Annotated in this window: 1 protein-coding gene; it reads right to left on the bottom strand. The window is 49.8% G+C overall.

All coding sequences use genetic code 11. The features are described 5' to 3' along the window. Positions 1-227: hypothetical protein (locus tag BLQ81_RS22330; RefSeq protein WP_217636676.1), on the bottom strand; the 227-nt coding region annotated here is incomplete at both ends.

A 227-nucleotide genomic window follows, 5' to 3' on the forward strand; every position in this document is an offset into this window, starting at 1 on the left:
GGATCTTCGGTTGTTCCTAGGATCGTTCCTTGGCAGTTGTCCAAAGCTGTTGGAACAGTGGTAACTGTCGCAGCACATTCGCCTATGACATCGGCTAGGGTTTCACTTGTTGGAACCGGAGCGGTTACATCTTTTACAATGACCGTCTGCGTTTGCTGAGAAGTATTCCCGTTGCCGTCGTCAAATTTCCAGGTGACCGTATGCGTTCCCTGAGTATGGTAAGTCAG

It is taken from the genome of Algoriphagus alkaliphilus (assembly GCF_900103735.1).
Taxonomy (GTDB): Bacteria; Bacteroidota; Bacteroidia; order Cytophagales; family Cyclobacteriaceae; genus Algoriphagus; species Algoriphagus alkaliphilus.